Annotated in this window: 16 protein-coding genes and 2 tRNA genes; 12 read left to right on the forward strand and 6 right to left on the reverse strand. The window is 68.8% G+C overall.

The window, feature by feature from the left end:
• Positions 1-31 precede the first annotated feature (31 nt).
• The 6 genes from recF to CP976_RS22050 all read left to right on the forward strand — a co-directional run bounded on the left by recF (position 32) and on the right by CP976_RS22050 (position 7987).
• On the forward strand, positions 32-1153 hold the full coding sequence (recF, locus tag CP976_RS22025) for a DNA replication/repair protein RecF (RefSeq protein WP_150481916.1): 1122 nt from the start codon (positions 32-34) through the stop codon (positions 1151-1153).
• Entirely contained in the window at positions 1150-1752 is a 603-nt protein-coding gene (locus CP976_RS22030) for a DciA family protein (protein WP_150481917.1), read from the forward strand. The genes recF and CP976_RS22030 overlap by 4 nt, the downstream gene beginning before the upstream one ends.
• Before the next feature lie 475 nt (positions 1753-2227).
• Entirely contained in the window at positions 2228-4300 is a 2073-nt protein-coding gene (gene gyrB, locus CP976_RS22035) for a DNA topoisomerase (ATP-hydrolyzing) subunit B (RefSeq protein ID WP_086850654.1), read from the forward strand.
• Between the two features lie 42 nt (positions 4301-4342).
• Positions 4343-6937 carry a DNA gyrase subunit A gene (gyrA, locus tag CP976_RS22040; protein WP_150481918.1) on the forward strand — a complete coding sequence of 865 codons (2595 nt, stop codon included), beginning with the start codon at positions 4343-4345 and terminating at the stop codon, positions 6935-6937.
• 18 nt (positions 6938-6955) lie between these two features.
• Complete coding sequence (locus CP976_RS22045; RefSeq protein ID WP_150481919.1) at positions 6956-7777, forward strand: DUF3566 domain-containing protein; 822 nt, start codon at positions 6956-6958, stop codon at positions 7775-7777.
• Positions 7778-7910: 133 nt separating this feature from the next.
• A tRNA-Ile gene (locus CP976_RS22050) sits at positions 7911-7987 on the forward strand.
• Between the two features lie 371 nt (positions 7988-8358).
• On the opposite strand, the gene CP976_RS42985 is transcribed toward CP976_RS22050, so the two are convergent.
• Positions 8359-8499 (reverse strand): hypothetical protein, encoded by a 141-nt coding sequence (locus CP976_RS42985; RefSeq protein WP_167537387.1) that lies wholly within the window; start codon positions 8497-8499, stop codon positions 8359-8361.
• Positions 8500-8644: 145 nt separating this feature from the next.
• Positions 8645-9019: a DUF6344 domain-containing protein gene (locus CP976_RS22055; RefSeq protein ID WP_150481920.1), complete on the reverse strand. Its 375-nt coding sequence runs from the start codon at positions 9017-9019 to the stop codon at positions 8645-8647.
• 337 nt (positions 9020-9356) lie between these two features.
• Here CP976_RS22055 and CP976_RS43290 point away from each other — a divergent pair, with 337 nt between their 5' ends.
• Together CP976_RS43290 and CP976_RS22065 are read left to right on the forward strand one after the other, a co-directional pair.
• Positions 9357-9485 (forward strand): DLW-39 family protein, encoded by a 129-nt coding sequence (locus CP976_RS43290; RefSeq protein ID WP_003999697.1) that lies wholly within the window; start codon positions 9357-9359, stop codon positions 9483-9485.
• A 167-nt stretch (positions 9486-9652) separates the two neighbouring features.
• Positions 9653-11011: a hypothetical protein gene (locus CP976_RS22065; protein WP_229875460.1), complete on the forward strand. Its 1359-nt coding sequence runs from the start codon at positions 9653-9655 to the stop codon at positions 11009-11011.
• Between the two features lie 27 nt (positions 11012-11038).
• On the opposite strand, the gene CP976_RS22070 is transcribed toward CP976_RS22065, so the two are convergent.
• Both CP976_RS22070 and CP976_RS22075 read right to left on the reverse strand, forming a co-directional pair.
• Complete coding sequence (locus CP976_RS22070) at positions 11039-12547, reverse strand: serine/threonine-protein kinase (RefSeq protein WP_150481922.1); 1509 nt, start codon at positions 12545-12547, stop codon at positions 11039-11041.
• Between the two features lie 294 nt (positions 12548-12841).
• The gene (locus tag CP976_RS22075; protein ID WP_086560503.1) at positions 12842-13390 is read right to left on the reverse strand and encodes a helix-turn-helix domain-containing protein; all 549 of its coding nucleotides are present in this window, start codon (positions 13388-13390) and stop codon (positions 12842-12844) included.
• A gap of 182 nt (positions 13391-13572) precedes the next feature.
• Here CP976_RS22075 and CP976_RS22080 point away from each other — a divergent pair.
• Positions 13573-13645: transfer RNA gene (locus tag CP976_RS22080), tRNA-Ala, on the forward strand.
• Positions 13646-13843: 198 nt separating this feature from the next.
• Here CP976_RS22080 and CP976_RS22085 read toward each other — a convergent pair.
• Entirely contained in the window at positions 13844-14545 is a 702-nt protein-coding gene (locus CP976_RS22085) for a DUF5324 family protein (protein ID WP_150481923.1), read from the reverse strand.
• A gap of 385 nt (positions 14546-14930) precedes the next feature.
• On the opposite strand from CP976_RS22085, the gene CP976_RS22090 reads away from it, so the two are divergent.
• A complete protein-coding gene (locus CP976_RS22090) occupies positions 14931-15458 on the forward strand; it encodes a peptidylprolyl isomerase (protein ID WP_150481924.1) in 528 nt (175 codons plus the stop codon).
• A gap of 88 nt (positions 15459-15546) precedes the next feature.
• On the forward strand, positions 15547-16437 hold the full coding sequence (locus CP976_RS22095; protein WP_150481925.1) for a rhomboid family intramembrane serine protease: 891 nt from the start codon (positions 15547-15549) through the stop codon (positions 16435-16437).
• Positions 16438-16694: 257 nt separating this feature from the next.
• On the opposite strand, the gene crgA is transcribed toward CP976_RS22095, so the two are convergent.
• Positions 16695-16949: a cell division protein CrgA gene (crgA, locus tag CP976_RS22100; protein ID WP_086846254.1), complete on the reverse strand. Its 255-nt coding sequence runs from the start codon at positions 16947-16949 to the stop codon at positions 16695-16697.
• A 139-nt stretch (positions 16950-17088) separates the two neighbouring features.
• Here crgA and CP976_RS22105 point away from each other — a divergent pair, with 139 nt between their 5' ends.
• Entirely contained in the window at positions 17089-17871 is a 783-nt protein-coding gene (locus CP976_RS22105; RefSeq protein WP_150481926.1) for a DUF881 domain-containing protein, read from the forward strand.
• The last annotated feature ends 8 nt before the right edge of the window (positions 17872-17879 follow it).

Genomic DNA, 17879 nt, shown 5'->3' on the forward strand with positions numbered 1-17879 from the left:
CCCGACGGTTGGGGAGGTCGGCGAAACGACCATGCACGTCACGCATCTGTCGCTGGCCGACTTCCGCTCGTACCCCCGGGTCGAGGTCCCGCTCGACCCGGGAGTGACGGCCTTCGTCGGCCCGAACGGGCAGGGCAAGACCAACCTCGTGGAGGCCGTCGGCTATCTGGCCACGCTCGGCAGCCACCGCGTCTCCTCCGACGCCCCCCTGGTCCGCATGGGCGCCGAGCGCGCGATCATCAGGGCTCAGGTGCGGCAGGGCGAGCGGCAGCAGCTGGTCGAGCTGGAGCTGAACCCGGGGCGCGCCAACCGGGCCCGTATCAACAGGTCCTCGCAGGTCAAGCCACGTGACGTGCTGGGGATCGTACGGACCGTGCTGTTCGCCCCCGAAGATCTCGCCCTGGTCAAGGGCGACCCCGGTGAGCGGCGCCGCTTCCTCGACGAGCTGATCACCGCCCGTTCCCCGCGCATGGCCGGAGTCCGCTCCGACTACGACCGGGTCCTCAAGCAGCGCAACACCCTCCTGAAGTCCGCCGCGCTCGCCCGCCGGCACGGCGGCCGCAACGTGGACATGTCCACGCTCGACATCTGGGACCAGCATCTCGCGCGCGCGGGCGCCGAGTTGCTCGCCCAGCGCCTGGACCTGATCGCAGCGGTCCAGCCGCTGGCCGACAAGGCGTACGAGCAGCTCGCCCCCGGCGGCGGTCCGATCGCCCTGGAGTACAAGCCGTCCGCGCCGGGCGAGGCCCACACGCGCGAGGACCTGTTCGAGCAGCTGACAACCGCGCTCGCCGAGGCCCGCAAGCAGGAGATCGAGCGGGGCGTCACCCTGGTCGGCCCGCACCGCGACGACCTCCAGCTCAAGCTCGGCCAGCTGCCCGCCAAGGGATACGCCTCGCACGGCGAGTCCTGGTCCTACGCACTGGCGCTGCGCCTCGCCTCGTACGACCTGCTGCGCGCGGAGGGCAACGAGCCGGTGCTGGTGCTCGACGACGTGTTCGCCGAACTGGACACCCGCCGCCGTGAGCGCCTCGCCGAGCTGGTCGCGCCCGGCGAACAGGTCCTGGTGACGGCCGCGGTCGACGACGACGTACCGCATGTGCTGTCCGGGGTGCGGTTCGCCGTGTCCGAGGGGGCGGTGGAGCGCGTATGACGGAAAACACACCGGGGAACTCACCGGAGAACACTCCGAGGAACACACCGGAGAGCACACCGGAGAACCCGCCCGGGAAAGCCCCCGGGCCCCGGTCGCCCGAGCCGTCCGGCGTAGACCTCGCGCGCGTGGCGCTCCGCGCCGCCAAGGAAGCCGCACGCGCGCGTGGGGACGCGGCGCAGCAGAAGAAGCAGGCGCGCCGCGGCGGACTGCGCTCCGGCGCGCGCGCCGACGGCCGCGACCCCATGGCGCTCGGCTCCGCGATCAACCGGCTGATCACCGAGCGCGGCTGGGAGGCCCCGGCCGCGGTGGGCGGGGTGATGGGCCGCTGGCCGCAGATCGTCGGCGAGGACGTGGCCAAGCACTGCGTGCCGGAGAGGTACGACGAGGACGAGCACGTCCTGTCCGTGCGCTGCGACTCGACGGCTTGGGCGACCAACCTCCGGCTGCTCGCCCCGACCCTGGTAGCCCGCCTGAACGAGGATCTGGGCCACGGCACCGTGAAGATGATCAAGGTGCAGGGCCCCGGCGCCCCCAACCGCCGCTACGGCCCGCTGCGGGCTCCGGGCAGCACCGGTCCCGGCGACACGTACGGCTGACGGGAGTCCTCCCGGCCGCCGCTCAACCGGTCCCGGAGGCTGCCGGGAGGCCCTGCGAGGGCCCGATCGGCGACCCGTTTCCCACCGGTCGGCAACAAGTGACTGACATCACAAAAGTGGGTGTCGGTGGCCCGCTGGGAGCCCCGGCGCCCCTCTCTCCGCATCACCGCACACGGTTGCGAATCGCCACCTGACTCCGAAGTAGCCAAGGGTTGACGGCCGGAAGCGCTGAGTGCCTCTGTGAGCCTCTTGGAGCCCCCATCCGCATATCGGGAGTCGGGGAAGACCGGTTGAGGGCGGCACATGCGGACTCAGGTACCGGCAAGCCCCCATCAGTGCCAGTGCTACCGGTAGACTGGAGGCAATCCCGCCCCAATCGTGGGGACCGTCCGGGAAAAGCTGAGCAACGCTGATTCAAGGCTTACCAACGCAACATGCCGCAGCCGCTCCGGCAACCCGCCGACGAGCCTGGCTCGTGCTGTGCCAGAAAGGGCGCTTCGTGGCCGATTCCGGCAACCCCAACGAGAACATCCCGTCCACCGAGGCCCCGGCCGGAGTCGCCGAGGCCTCCGTAACGGCGTCGTACGACGCCAGTGCCATCACCGTCCTCGAGGGTCTGGACGCGGTCCGCAAGCGACCCGGCATGTACATCGGTTCGACCGGTGAGCGAGGACTGCACCACCTCGTGTACGAGGTCGTCGACAACTCGGTCGACGAGGCGCTGGCTGGCCATGCGGACACCATCGACGTGACGATCCTCGCCGACGGCGGTGTCCGGGTCGTCGACAACGGCCGTGGCATCCCGGTGGGCATCGTCGCCTCCGAGGGCAAGCCGGCCCTCGAGGTCGTGCTGACCGTGCTGCACGCGGGCGGCAAGTTCGGCGGCGGGGGCTACGCGGTCTCCGGCGGTCTGCACGGCGTGGGTGTCTCCGTCGTGAACGCGCTGTCCTCGAAGGTCGCCGTCGAGGTCAAGACCGACGGCCACCGCTGGACGCAGGACTACAAGATGGGCGTCCCCACGGCGCCGCTCGCCAAGCACGAGGCCACCGAGGAGACCGGTACCTCGGTCACCTTCTGGGCTGACCCGGACATTTTCGAGACCACCGACTACTCCTTCGAGACGCTCTCGCGACGCTTTCAGGAGATGGCGTTTCTCAACAAGGGCCTGCGCATCAACCTCACCGACGAGCGTGAGTCCGCGAAGGCCACCTCCGGGGCGGACGAGGCGGGCGCGGACGAGACCGCCGAGGTCAAGACGGTCAAGTACCACTACGAGGGCGGCATCGTCGACTTCGTGAAGTACCTCAACTCCCGCAAGGGCGAGGCGGTTCACCCGACCGTCATCGACCTGGAGGCCGAGGACAAGGACAGGCAGCTGTCCCTCGAGATCGCCATGCAGTGGAACGGCGGCTACACCGAGGGCGTGTACTCCTTCGCGAACATCATCCACACCCACGAGGGCGGTACGCACGAAGAGGGCTTCCGGGCCGCGCTGACCTCCCTGATCAACAAGTACGCGCGCGACAAGAGGCTGCTGCGTGAGAAGGACGACAACCTCACGGGTGACGACATCCGCGAGGGTCTGACGGCGATCATCTCGGTCAAGCTGAGCGAGCCGCAGTTCGAGGGCCAGACGAAGACCAAGCTCGGCAACACCGAGGCCAAGACCTTCGTTCAGAAGGTCGTCTACGAGCACCTCGCGGACTGGCTGGACCGCAACCCCAACGAGGCCGCGGACATCATCCGCAAGGGCATCCAGGCGGCCACCGCGCGCGTGGCGGCCCGTAAGGCCCGTGACCTGACCCGCCGCAAGGGCCTGCTGGAGACCGCGTCCCTGCCGGGCAAGCTCTCCGACTGCCAGTCGAACGATCCCACCAAGTGCGAGATCTTCATCGTCGAGGGTGACTCCGCAGGCGGCTCGGCCAAGTCCGGCCGCAACCCGGAGTATCAGGCGATCCTCCCGATCCGCGGCAAGATCCTGAACGTCGAGAAGGCGCGGATCGACAAGATCCTGCAGAACCAGGAGATCCAGGCGCTGATCTCGGCCTTCGGCACCGGAGTCCACGAGGACTTCGACATCGAGAAGCTCCGCTATCACAAGATCATCCTTATGGCGGACGCCGACGTCGACGGCCAGCACATCAACACCCTGCTGCTGACCTTCCTGTTCCGCTTCATGCGGCCCCTGGTGGAGGCCGGGCACGTGTACCTCTCCCGCCCGCCGCTCTACAAGATCAAGTGGGGCAAGGACGACTTCGAGTACGCGTACTCCGACCGCGAGCGCGACGCCCTGATCGAAATGGGCCGCAACGCCGGCAAGCGCATCAAGGACGACTCCGTGCAGCGCTTCAAGGGTCTCGGCGAGATGAACGCCGAGGAACTGCGCATCACGACCATGGACCAGGAGCACCGCGTCCTCGGCCAGGTCACCCTCGACGACGCCGCCCAGGCCGACGACCTGTTCTCGGTCCTCATGGGCGAGGACGTCGAGGCCCGCCGCGCGTTCATCCAGCGCAACGCCAAGGACGTCCGCTTCCTCGACATCTGAGTCGGTCTCAGCTGACCGCATCAGGAAGGATCTTCACCAGCAATGACCGACGAGAACACTCCCGTGACGACGCCCGAGGGTGACGCCCTGGCCATGCGCGTCGAGCCCGTCGGGCTCGAGACGGAGATGCAGCGCTCGTACCTCGACTACGCGATGTCCGTCATCGTGTCGCGTGCGCTGCCAGACGTCCGCGACGGCCTCAAGCCCGTTCACCGCCGCGTGCTGTACGCGATGTACGACGGCGGCTACCGCCCCGAGCGCGGCTTCTACAAGTGCGCCCGCGTCGTCGGCGACGTCATGGGCAACTACCACCCGCACGGCGACTCCTCCATCTACGACGCGCTGGTGCGCCTGGCCCAGCCGTGGTCGATGCGCATGCCGCTCGTCGACTCCAACGGCAACTTCGGCTCTCCGGGCAACGACCCGGCCGCGGCCATGCGGTACACCGAGTGCAAGATGGCGCCGTTGTCGATGGAGATGGTCCGTGACATCGACGAGGAGACCGTCGACTTCACGGACAACTACGACGGCCGCTCCCAGGAGCCGACCGTCCTGCCGGCCCGCTTCCCGAACCTGCTGATCAACGGCTCGGCCGGTATCGCGGTCGGCATGGCGACCAACATCCCGCCGCACAACCTGCGCGAGGTCGCCGCCGGTGCCCAGTGGTACCTGGAGAACCCCGAGGCCTCCCACGAGGAGCTGCTGGACGCGCTCATCGAGCGCATCAAGGGCCCGGACTTCCCGACCGGCGCGCTCGTCGTCGGCCGCAGGGGCATCGAGGAGGCGTACCGCACCGGCCGCGGCTCCATCACCATGCGCGCGGTCGTCGAGGTCGAGGAGATCCAGAACCGCCAGTGCCTGGTGGTCACCGAACTCCCTTACCAGGTCAACCCGGACAACCTCGCCCAGAAGATCGCCGACCTGGTCAAGGACGGCAAGATCGGCGGCATCGCGGACGTCCGCGACGAGACGTCCTCCCGCACCGGCCAGCGCCTGGTCATCGTGCTGAAGCGGGACGCGGTCGCCAAGGTCGTGCTGAACAACCTCTACAAGCACACCGACCTCCAGACGAACTTCGGCGCCAACATGCTGGCGCTGGTGGACGGCGTGCCGCGCACGCTCTCGCTCGACGCGTTCATCCGCCACTGGGTGGCGCACCAGATCGAGGTCATCGTCCGCCGTACGCGCTTCAGGCTGCGCAAGGCCGAGGAGCGCGCGCACATCCTGCGCGGCCTGCTGAAGGCTCTGGACGCCATCGACGATGTCATCGCGCTGATCCGGCGCAGTGACACCGTCGAGATCGCGCGCGGGGGCCTGATGAGCCTCCTGGAGATCGACGAGATCCAGGCCAACGCCATCCTCGAGATGCAGCTGCGCCGACTGGCCGCCCTGGAGCGCCAGAAGATCGTCCAGGAGCACGACGAACTCCAGGCGAAGATCACCGAGTACAACGAGATCCTGGCCTCCCCGGTCCGTCAGCGGGGCATCGTCAGCGCGGAACTGGCCGCGATCGTCGAGAAGTACGGCGACGACCGCAAGACCAAGCTGATCCCGTACGAGGGCGACATGTCCATCGAGGACCTGATCGCCGAGGAGGACATCGTCGTCACGGTCACCCGGGGCGGCTACATCAAGCGCACCAAGACCGACGACTACCGCGCCCAGAAGCGCGGCGGCAAGGGTGTCCGCGGCACGAAGCTCAAGGAAGACGACATCGTCGACCACTTCTTCGTGTCCACGACGCACCACTGGCTGCTGTTCTTCACCAACAAGGGCCGCGTCTACCGCGTCAAGGGCTACGAGCTCCCCGACGCCGGCCGGGACGCGCGCGGTCAGCACGTCGCGAACCTGCTCGCCTTCCAGCCCGACGAGGCGATCGCCGAGATCCTGGCGATCCGCGACTACGAGGCGGTTCCGTACCTCGTCCTCGCCACCAAGGCCGGACTTGTGAAGAAGACGCCTCTGAAGGATTACGATTCGCCGCGTTCCGGCGGTGTGATCGCGATCAACCTGCGCGCGGGAGAGGACGGTACGGACGACGAACTGATCGGAGCCGAACTCGTCTCGTCGGACGACGATCTGCTTCTGATCAGCAAGAAGGCGCAGTCGATCAGGTTCACCGCTTCGGACGAAACCCTGCGTCCCATGGGCCGTGCCACCTCGGGTGTCAAGGGCATGAGCTTCCGCGAGGGCGACGAGCTGCTCTCGATGAATGTTGTTCGACCCGGTACGTTCGTGTTCACTGCCACCGACGGCGGGTACGCGAAGCGGACCAACGTCGACGAGTACCGCGTCCAGGGTCGCGGCGGCCTCGGCATCAAGGCCGCCAAGATCGTGGAGGACCGTGGATCTCTCGTCGGCGCACTGGTGGTCGAGGAGACCGACGAGATCCTCGCCATCACGCTGGGCGGCGGTGTGATTCGTACGCGAGTCAACGAGATCAGGGAAACCGGCCGTGACACCATGGGCGTCCAACTGATCAATCTGGGCAAGCGCGATGCCGTTGTGGGCGTCGCACGCAACGCCGAGGCGGGACGCGAGGCGGAGGAGGTCGACGGCGACGTGGTCGTCGACGAGACCGCCGAAGGTGCCGCGACCACCGGCACGGACGAGGGTGAGGCGCCCTCGGCCGAGTAGCACGAGGAGTGAGTCAGCGTGAGCGGAGCCACGGGCGCCGGACCGAGGGGTACCTCGAAGGGTACGGACACGGACGACGGCGGTCGTGGCTCCGCCGCGCGTGCGGCGGACCCGCACACGACCAACCTGAAGGCGATCAAGTCCCCGACCAAGGACTCGCCCTCGCCTGACACGCATGGATCACAGGGGGGAACTGTGACGGACACCAGAGGTCCGCAGACCCAGCACCACACCGCTGGAGCGGGCCCGTCCGCATCCGGCGCCCAGCCGCAGCCCGAGCCGGCCGCGCAGGAGAAGGGCGCCGCGCAGACGGCCTCCCCCCTGCCGGGGGAACGGCAGGCTCAGCAGCAGGCCGGGCCGTACCACCCGCCGCAGGCCTACCCTGCGCAGCCCGCCGCGGGCGGTGCCGGAGCCGGTGCTGCCGCCGGTGCCGCGCGGCGTCCCCGCACGGGTGCTCGCACCACGCCGCGCGTCCGCAAGGCCCGCCTGCGCGTGTCCAAGGCCGACCCGTGGTCGGTGATGAAGGTCAGCTTCCTGCTCTCCATCGCCCTGGGCATCTGCACGATCGTGGCGGCCGCCGTGCTGTGGATGGTGATGGACGCGATGGGCGTCTTCTCCACGGTCGGCGGCACGATCTCCGAGGCGACCGGCTCGAACGAGTCGAACGGCTTCGACCTCCAGGCCTTCCTGTCGCTGCCCAACGTCCTCATGTTCACGTCGGTCATCGCGGTCATCGACGTCGTCCTGGCGACGGCCCTCGCGACGCTCGGCGCGTTCATCTACAACCTGTCCGCGGGCTTCGTGGGCGGTGTGGAGCTGACGCTCGCCGAGGACGAGTAGATCCCTCGTAGATCCGTCGCAGACCCCTCGCTGACGGCGGATGGCGGTGTCCCGACAACCGATTTTGGGACTGCCCATGTCGTGCGCTAATCTTCAGGAGTCAGCGCGCGGGACACACACCGCAGAGCGCGGCGGGGCTATAGCTCAGTTGGTTAGAGCGCATCCCTGATAAGGATGAGGCCACAGGTTCAAATCCTGTTAGCCCCACCAGCGAGAAGACCCCCAGTCGGTATCCGACAGGGGGTCTTTTCTCGTATCCATGAGGCCCTTGGACCTTGATGAGAAGCACCATGCCCAGACGCGTCCTGGCCCGGGCGGTGGGAGTCGTCGCGGCGATGGCCGTCGCGCTCGCGGTCGCGCCGCTGGCGGGCACCGCGCAGGCCCACAGCGCGGCGTCGGGAACGCTGAGCTTCAGTGGCGACGCGGGTGAGCCCGTATCCGGTGGTCAGTCGTACGAGTACACGACTGGAGCGGTCCAGATGTTCGACGTCCAGGGCAGCGCGGACGGGAACAGCCTCACCGTCGCGACAGACGTGGACCAGGGCACGCTCTGGCGTCTCATCGTCGCCGCCCCCCGACGGTCAGAAGCTGACCGAGGGCACCACGTACACCGGGACGAAGCAGTGGCCCGACGCCCAGCCGGAGGATCCGGAACTGGTGTTCAGCGGGACCGACAACGGGACCGAGAAGTGGTGCAACACCGCCTCCGGTTCCTTCACCATCGAGCACATCGCCTTCGGCCCCCAGGGGACTGCTGGATCAGCCGGCGGCAGCCGCGAAATCCGCTGACGTCACGTGCTGAAAAGGCCCGGCAGCTCCTGGGAGCTGCCGGGCCTGTACGCAGGTCGCCGGGACGTTCTGGGGATCTCAGCGCTGTAGCGGAGTGAGATGGTCCGCTGGGTCGCCGTGGGTGTCGGGGTCGTCGTCGGTGCAGTCGGCCGTGGGCGACGCCGTCGTGTCCGCGAGCGGGCGGTGGCGGCAGCTCGGGGACTTGCCGTGGGCCTCGGCGTGGATGCGCTGCTTCATCGTGGGGGGCAGGGCCTTGGCGTAGGACAAGGACCAGGGGGCCATCGCCGGCGCCGGCGCCGTCCGCTGCTGCGGGACGAGCGCGCGGTTGCGCTTCTGCTCGGGCTGCGGTACCGCCGCGGCGGCGGTCGTGGTGATGAATCCGAGCGCCGTGCACAGCGCGAGGAAGGCGGTGACGATGGCGGTCCACAGCTTCATGACCTTGTTCCGGGCCATAACCCCTCACTTTCGGGTCGGACGATTTGCGTACTTTCCTCATGATGTGTATGAGGGCCGGGAAGTGGTGGACCGACGCCCGTGGCGCGTCGAAGTTCAGATGAACACCACCCGGATGGGTGCAAAGAGGGCGAAAAGGTGAGAAAAAGGGAGGAGAGCGGTCGAAGTAACCGTCCGTCGGCGTGTGATCACTCTCCGGCCGGATCGGTGTACTCCGCTTCTATCCCGGTTTCCGGGAAGGGAGTTGAGGGCCGACTCAGGTCACCGATCGGTATCGGTCGGTGTGTATAGTCGGGCGGCAGAGGTCCCCTACGTCAAGGAAAGACGAGGTCGCGCGGTGAAGAAGCTTCTCCTGGTCGCACTGGCCGCCATCGGCGGGCTCCTCGTGTACCGCCAGATCCAGGCGGATCGCGCCGAGCAGGATCTGTGGACGGAGGCGACTGACTCCGTGCCCACGGGTTCGTGAGTCACGACATCCCAAACCGAGCACACCCCGGCCGCCTCGCGGTCGGGGTTTTGTGTGTTCATGGGGACGGCGGGACGGTGGGCGCGACGGCGGTGCAGGATGGGCCACGGTTCCACGGTTTGCGGTTTCACGGCGGTTCTGCGGTCCGGTGACGTGAGGGGTGGCGCGTGAGGGGACGGTGTCGTACGGCGTGGGGGCGTGCGGGCGCTTGGCGCGGTCGTGGCCCGTCGGTGGTGGTGCGCCTGGGTGTCGTGGCGGTGGTGCTGGGTACGACGGCCGCCGTGGTGCCCGGACAGGCCGCCCTGGCAGCCGCCGGGGCGTCCGGTACGGCGGTGTCGCCGAGCCCGTACGCCTTCGCCGACGACGCCCGGAGCATCGAGGGGGCGAGGAGCACCGCCAACGCCGTACCGCTGACGCCCGGCACGGCCTACAAGAGCTCCCTCCCGAGCAGCGGCAAGGTCAGCTACAGCCTCCAGCTCGACGCCACGTCGAACGCGTACGTCTCCGTCACCGCCGTCCCCTCCCCCGGTAGCACCGTCTCGGTCATCGACGGGCTTCGGGTGTCCGTGCAGGACGACGACGGCACCCCCTGCTCCAGCGACACCGCGAACTTCGGCGCCGCCCGCAGCCCGCACCCGATCGCGGCGTGGGGCCGGCGCGAGATCTCGCCCACCAAGTCGCTGTGCCGGGAGGCCGGGACCTATTACGTGTTCGTCGAGCGCGTCGACCCGAAGGGCGAGGGCTCCTCGCCCGACGCCTGGGATCTGGAACTCTTCGCCACGACGGAGCCACGGACGGCGAAGACCGGGCCGACCAGCGCACCCGAGGTGTGGAACTCCGCCTCGCCCCAGCCGCTCCAGGGGAAGGCCGAGCGCCGCCCGGGCGGTGCGGGATTCGCCGGGGCCACCCCGCTGGACCAGGGGGTCTGGCGGGACGACATCCGCCCCGGCCAGACGCTCTTCTACGAGGTGCCGGTCGACTGGGGCCAGCAGCTCCAGGTCACCGCCGATCTCGCCAGCTCGGCCTCCGGCGGCACCGGCTACACGCCCGACGCGCTGGACCTGGACCTCTACAACCCGGCGCGCGGCCGCGTCGCCGGCGTGGGCGTCGGCTACAACGGGGACCAGAAGTCCGAGAGTCTGCCTCCCCTGCCGCCGGTCGACCACGCCAACCGTCACTCCGCCATCGGCCAGGTCGGTGCGATGCGCTTCGCCGGCTCCTACTACCTCGTCGCGCACCTCTCGGAGGGCGTCGCCGACAGCTTCGGGGACGGGCCGTTCGACGTGATACTGCGCGTCCGAGTGAGCGGGGCGGCGCAGGGTGGGCCCGACTACGTGGGGGAGTCCCAGCCGAAGGGCGTCTTCGACGTCTCCGACCAGGACCGGGAGGCGGCTGCCGAAGGCGTGGCCGGGGGGGATGACACCGCTCTGCGGGTCGTCGCCGTGGGCGGCATCGGCACCGGGAGCGCGCTGCTCGTGGGGCTCGGGATGTGGACCGTGCTGGCTCGGCGGAGGAGCGCCGGGTAGGGGAGCCGGGCTGATGCCCGCAGGTGCTCAGATGCGGGTCAGGGCCCAGAACCCTACGGAGTAGCAGATCAGGGCGAGGAGCAGGAGCGGAACCGCCACCTTGGCCGGGGGCCCGGGGCGGCGGGGAGGGCGTGGTGCTCGGTGCCGTGAGGGCGCCTGTCCGGCGGGTGGGGCTTGCGGGGTCTGCGGGGTTTGAGCGGTGTAGGGGGCGGTGGAGGTGTTGGTGGGCTGCTGTGTTGCGGGTGGCAGCGGTTGGCCGGGGTAGCCCGCGTGGCTCGGGTACGGCGGTGGGAGCGGTTGGGACGGTGACAGGCGGTGTGTGGAGTCGTAGGGGGAGTACAGGGCCTGTCGGTGCGAGGGCTGTGCCTGTGCGTCGTGGCCCGGCGTGGGGGAGTTGGTGACGGTGGCCTGGGGTGGCGGCAGGTGGAAGCTGCCGGTGTCCGACATGGAGGGCGGCTGAGCCGGGGTGGCCGGCGGGGCGGTGTCCTGGCCGGGGCCGGGCGGCACGACTGCTGCGTCCGGGTCGGACCAGGCGTCGCCGCTGCCGGCGGTGTTCTGCCGGGACCGCCCCTCGTCCGCCGCCGGACCGGACCTCTCCTCACCCGCCACCGGGCTGGGCGGTCCGCCCTCTCTCGGCCCCAGCCCCCGTGCTCTCTCCAGCGGGCCTTCCGGGGCGAACCCCTTTGGTAGCGGGCCGAGTTGGTCGAAGATCTCGATCAGTTCGTCGTCCGGACCGGGCTCGGGGAGGAGCTCCGCGGCGGCGGCGAGCGCCTTGCGCGCGCCCGTGGCCGTACGGAACCGGGCCTGCGGGTCCGGCTGGAGCAACATGGCCACCACCTGCCACAGCGGCTCAGGAATGCCCTTGGGTGCGCCGGGAGTTCCGTGCTCGGCGAAGTACTGGATGAGCGCCTTGCTGTCCGGCTTGGCACCCTCCAGCAGATACAGCGCGACCAGGCCTGTGGCGAACAGGTCGGCGGGAAAGTCAGGCTCCGCGCCCATCATCTGCTCGGGCGCGAGATAGCCGGGCGTCCCCACCACGAGGTTGGTCTCCGTCAGGCGGGGTTCGCCCAGCCGCATCGCGATGCCGAAGTCGGACAGCCGCAGCCGCGGCCGGCCCGTGCCGGTTGCTTCCAGCAGGATGTTGGCGGGCTTGACGTCGCGGTGCACGACGTCCTCCGCGTGCACCGCGGCCAGCCCCGCCAGCAGCTGGTCGAGCAGCGTGCAGACGAAGGCCGGCGGAAGAGGGCCGTAGTCCCCGACGAGGTGGACCAGTGAGCCGCCCGCGACCAGGTCCATGGTGAAGAGGACCTTGTCGTCGTCGGCGGCCCAGCTGGTGGGGGCGAGCACATGGGGGTGGTCGATCCGCAGGGCCTGTTCGCGGACGAAGCGCAGCAGCGAGTGCGCGTCGCTCTGGAGCAGGACCTTGGCGGCCACATAGCGGCGGCGGCGGTGGTCCCAGGCGCGCCAGACGGCGCCGACCCCTCCGCGTCCGATCGGGTCGACCAGTTCGTACCGGCCGGCGAAGACCTCACCCATGGCTGTACGTCGCTCCTCCCCCTGTGGTCTCCCCCCTTGCTTCCCCCTCGGCGAGCGTTACGACTCCCCTACGGGCGAAACAGGTCCCCCGATGAGCGATACCGATGAGCAATGCCGATCAAAGACACCGATCAGCGATCCGATCAGCGATACCGATGAGATACACGTCCCCCTCGCGTCGACCGGTCCCCCGTACGGCACACGCCCCCTCGTGCCCGCCCGTACCGTGACGCAACCCCCGTCACATCGCCCGTTGCCCGGTGCCGAACCCCCTTCGGCGGCCGGGTGGCGGGGTCAGTTCTGGTGGGACTGGTAGTGCGCGACCGCGTCCGAGGTGCGGCCGGCACCGTACACCCGGAGGAACTCGGCAAGTTCCGGGTGGGTCGGGGCGAGGGTCTCCGCGGCGTCGATGATGTCGCCCGCCGCCGCGACCGAGCGCAGCAGCGACTGGATCTCCCGGACGACGCGCTTGACCGTGGGCGCCCCCGAACTGCTCGTCGTCTGTGTGGTGTTGCTGAGCACCGAGCCCCCCTGTGACTTCTTGATCTCCTCCATGCGCTCGGTGGCCTCGGCCGCGCTCACGCTGCCGTCCGCGACCTGCCCCGCCAGGTCCTGGAGCAGCTGCACCCGCTGCACCACAGCGGGGTTGCCGATCTTCGCCCGCTGACCGCTCATCAGCTGCGACAGCATCGGCGCGGACAGTCCCAGTACCCCCGCGAGACGAGCCTGGTTGAGACCAAGATCGTCGATAAGCTTACGGAAGAGCGCCCCCAGCGGCTCCCCGTACCAGTTCCGCTGCAGTTCCCGCGCTCTTGCGGTGGCTTCCTGCTGTGCGGCGTCCATTGCGTCTCCCCATCGCTTCCCCAAGTACGGCGGTTCGCGGTAGCGAACCACGCCGAGCATCTTACGGAGAGTGGTCGGCGACGGGGACCCCCAATCTTTTTGCGGAATCCCGGGGGTAACCCGGTAGTCTGGTCTCCGACGCTCGTCGGGACGTGGTTTCTTCCGGCGGACGTTCCTCTTCCGGGGCCTTAGCTCAGTTGGTAGAGCGCTGTCTTTGCATGGCAGATGTCAGGGGTTCGACTCCCCTAGGCTCCACTCTGGAAGGCCCTCCGAACTGCGGAAACGTGGTTCGGAGGGCTTTTTTCGTGGCCTGACAGGTGTCGCGGACGCATGTTTCACGTGAAACAGCACGGCGGGGCGGGAGACTCCCGAGGCTCTCCAGATCGAGCCTCAAGTCTCCCGCCCCGCCGTGCCGTTGAGCTATAGCCGGGCCTTCGGATCCGATGGCGTGTGTCAGGAACGGTCGTCGCGCCGGGCGGATTCGTCCTCGGCCTGCTTCGCCTCGACCTCCGGGTCCAGAACGGACTCACCACTGCCGTCCACAGAGGCCAGGCGGCCCGACTCGGGAACCTCCGTCGCGGCGGGCGGCTCCACCAGCCAGTCCGGGTTGGCCTGCTTGTCCCACCACTTCCAGGCCGCGAAGGCACCGCCTGCGACGGCGCCCAGGATGACCAGCGTCTTCATGGCCCGGCCGGCCCTCGCCCGCCGCTCGTGCTTGCGGATCAGCTTCTGGACCTCCTTCGACGAGACCTGACCGCGCAGCGCGGCCACCGCGGCCACACTCCGGGCGGCGGCCTCGGTCGTGACGGGCACGGCCGCGGCCACCGCCTGCTCGAGCCTCGGCCTGGAGTACTCCGCCGCTTGCCGGGCGGCCTTTCGTGTGCGGACGGCGGCCTCGTGGGCGGCCTGGTCGACCTTCGGCGGCACATGCGTGCGGGCCTGCTCCAGATACGGCTGCACATGGGCGCCGTACTGGACGCGCGCCTGCCCGGCGGCCTGCGTCACCTTGGGCGCTAGCCGTACGCGTGCCTCGTGTGCGTAGTGCGCGGCCCTGTCCTTGGCCGTGTCGGCGTAGGGCGCCACCACTTCCGCGGCGTGCAGCACGCTGTCCTTCGCCGAACCAGTCGCGGCGCGCACGCTGTCGATGCGGGTCACGGGTTCCTCCTCCTCGGTGGCGTACGGTATTTCGACTTTCCACCCTTTTACGGATCATGCCTCCCAGTGCGCCACCAGGCATGCGCGGGCGGGCATCCGGGTCACGGGCACCGGCCCCGGGCCCTCTCCGGTCGAGAACCGATCAAGAGCGGACCGAGTGCTGATCAGGAGCCGATCGCATGCAATAGCGGATGAATAGGGGGCAACAGGAGCTTGTCGTCGACAATGCCACGGATCGCCGTCGCGCGCCCCCGCCCCGGGACTACTCGACTGGTTTTCTGCAAGTGATCGGCGCCGTTTACCCCCGGTGAACGGAGGTCGGGCGACGCGGAGCCCCGTCCATGCGAGGATCAGGGAGTCACGGAAAGACAACGGAAGGCAGATCGTGGCTGAGCAGCTCTACGCCACCCTGAAGACCAATCACGGCGACATCGAAGTCCGGCTTCTGCCGAACCACGCCCCGAAGACGGTCAAGAACTTCGTCGAGCTCGCCCAGGGCGAGCGGGAGTGGACCCACCCGGAGACGGGTCAGAAGACCACGGACAGGCTCTACGACGGCACGGTCTTCCACCGGGTGATCAGTGGCTTCATGATCCAGGGCGGTGACCCGCTGGGCAACGGCACCGGCGGCCCCGGCTACCAGTTCGAGGACGAGTTCCACCCGGACCTGCGCTTCGACAAGCCCTACCTGCTGGCGATGGCCAACGCCGGCCCGGGCACCAACGGCTCGCAGTTCTTCATCACCGTCTCCCCGACGGCGTGGCTGAACCGCAAGCACACCATCTTCGGCGAGGTCACCGGCGCGGCCAGCCAGAAGGTCGTGGACACCATCGCCACAGCCCAGACGAACCCGCGCACCGACCGCCCGCTCAACGACGTGGTCATCGAGTCGGTCGTCATCGAGACCCGCTGAGCGCGGAAGCCCCCACAGGGAACCAATCGCCCCGCTCGTCCGTAAAGATGAGCGGGGCGGGCTTTCTCATCACGACCTAGGGGATCTCATGGACGACCAGGCTGCGGGCAGCCCGCAGGACGCCCACAGCGTCCCCATGTGCTACCGCCACCCGGGCCGCGAGACCGGCATCCGCTGCACCCGCTGCGAGCGCCCGATCTGCCCCGAGTGCATGGTCAACGCCTCCGTCGGCTTCCAGTGCCCCGAGTGCGTCCGCGGCGGCTCCGGCACCGGTCACGCGCCCACGGCCGCCATGCCCCGGACGATCGCGGGCGGCGCCGTCACCGCCGACCCCCGCCTGCTGACCAAGATCCTCGTCGGGATCAACCTGGCGGTGTTCATCGCCGTCTCCGTCCGCGAGTCGCTCCTGACCGACCTCGTCCTGCTCGGCGCCTGGCCGCCCGCGCCCTTCACGCCCACACAGGGCGTGGCGGGAGGCGAGTGGTACCGCATGGTGACCTCGATGTTCACCCACCAGGAGATCTGGCACATCGCGTTCAACATGCTCAGTCTGTGGTGGCTCGGCGGCCCGCTCGAAGCGGCTCTCGGCCGCGTCCGCTACCTCGCGCTCTACGTGATCTCGGGCCTCGCGGGCAGCGCCCTGGCCTATCTGCTGACCTCCCCGAACACGGCGACGCTGGGCGCCTCCGGCGCCATCTTCGGCCTCTTCGGAGCCACGGCCGTGCTGATGCGCCAGCGCAATTACGACATGCGGCCGATCGTCGCGCTGCTGGTGATCAACCTGATCTTCACCTTCAGCCCGGGCTTCAACATCTCCTGGCAGGCCCACATCGGCGGCCTCGTCGCCGGTGTCGTCGTCGGATACGCCATGGTCCACGCCCCGCGCGAGCGACGTGCCCTGGTCCAGTACGGCACGTGTGCGCTGGTCCTCGGCCTTGTCGTCCTGTTGACCCTGTTGAGGACGGCCCAGCTCAGCTGAGCGCGGGCGTTGTCCACAGCGGGTTGCGGATCTTGTGCACAGTGTGCGGGAACACATGTACCCCCTGTCACTGACCTGCGTTTCCGCAGGTCAGGCAGGGGGCGAACAAGTTTTCGAGTTCCGGTACTTCCGTCATACCGGCGTCAACGCTCAACGAGTTATCCACAGATCGTCGTTTCTTTTCCACCTGTGGAAAACGGCTGTGGATAACTCAGTGAACAGCCCTGGGCAGAGCTACGTTCACCTGCGGGTTGCCGCTACTTCCACTGGGTCGAGACGCCGAATCCGGCGGCGATGAAGCCGAAGCCCACCACGATGTTCCAGTTGCCCAGCGCGTCGATGGGCAGCGAGCCGTCGGTGACGTAGAAGACCACGATCCAGGCCAGGCCGATGAGGAACATGGCCAGCATGACGGGTGCGACCCAGGCACGGCTGTTCAGCTTGATGGCGGTCGTCTGCTTCGCAGGCGGCGGCGTGTAGTCGGCCTTCTTGCGGATACGTGACTTCGGCACGAGGGTCTCTCCTGTCGATGCGCTGCGTGGCCGCGCAGGGAACTGAGTCGGTCTCGGGGCAGCGTAAGGGGACTCTGAGTGCTCCCCCGGGCGTCCGTTAGCGTAGTGCTTCCGTGGCGCCGAAGGAGATAAGGGTACGTTGAGCAATTCTGCCGACTCCCCCGGGACGGGATCCACCCCTGAGGGCGCGCGCCGTTTCCGGCCCGTGCGGATCCTCACGGCGGCCGTCTTCGCTCTCGCGGGACTCATTTTCTTCACCAGCTTCAACACCGCCAAGGGCACCAACATCCGCACGGACACCTCGCTGCTGAAGCTGTCCGATCTCATCGAGGAGCGCAGCAGGAAGAACGGCGAGCTGGACGAGACCAACGGCACCCTGCGCAAGGAGATAGAGGCACTCGCCGAGCGCGACGACGGCAGCACCAAGGCGGAGGACGAGAAGCTCGCCGCCCTGGAGAAGCGCGCGGGCACGCAGAAGCTCAAGGGCGAGTCGCTCTCGGTCACCCTCAACGACGCCCCGCCGGACGCCACCGCCAAGCTGCCCGGCTATCCCGAGCCGCAGCCCGACTACCTGGTCATCCACCAGCAGGACCTCCAGGCCGTGGTGAACGCGCTGTGGCAGGGCGGGGCCAAGGGCATCAAGGTCATGGACCAGCGGCTGATCTCCACCAGCGCGGTGCGCTGCGTGGGCAACACCCTGATCCTCCAGGGCCGCGTCTACTCACCGCCGTACAAGATCACGGCGGTCGGTGACCCGGACAAGCTCCAGAAGGCGCTCGCGGCGTCCCCGGCGATCCAGAACTACATGGTCTACGTCAACGTCTACGGGCTCGGCTGGAAAGTCGAGGAGAACGGGCCGGTGACTCTTCCCGGCTACTCGGGCACAGTGGATCTGCACTACGCGAAGCCCGTGGAGGAGTAGAGCCTGGC

It is taken from the genome of Streptomyces coeruleorubidus, from assembly GCF_008705135.1.
Lineage (GTDB): Bacteria > Actinomycetota > Actinomycetes > Streptomycetales > Streptomycetaceae > Streptomyces > Streptomyces coeruleofuscus.